Raw genomic sequence first — 244 nt, forward strand, 5'->3', positions numbered from 1 at the left:
CCGGGCCGAGGAGGCCCACCGGCGCGCCGAGGAGGAGCGGCAGCGGCTGCTCGCCGAGGAGAAGGCCCGCGCCGCCGAGGAGGCCCGCCGCAGGGCGGACGAGGAGCGCCGCCGCCGGGAGGCCGAGGAGGAGGCCCGGCTGCGTGCCGAGGCCGAGGCCCTGCGCCTGGAGAAGCAGCGCAAGGCCGAGGAGGCCCTGCTGCGCGCGGAGGAGGCCCGCAGGCACGCCGCCGAGGCGGCCGCG

At 82.0% G+C, this 244-nt stretch carries 1 protein-coding gene; it reads left to right on the top strand.

Annotated elements, in window-relative coordinates; translation table 11 throughout:
* The coding region (locus GTW40_RS24085; protein ID WP_202486344.1) for a hypothetical protein at nucleotides 1–244 on the top strand (244 nt) is incomplete at both ends.

It is taken from the genome of Streptomyces sp. SID4985 (genome assembly GCF_009863025.1).
Lineage (GTDB): Bacteria > Actinomycetota > Actinomycetes > Streptomycetales > Streptomycetaceae > Streptomyces.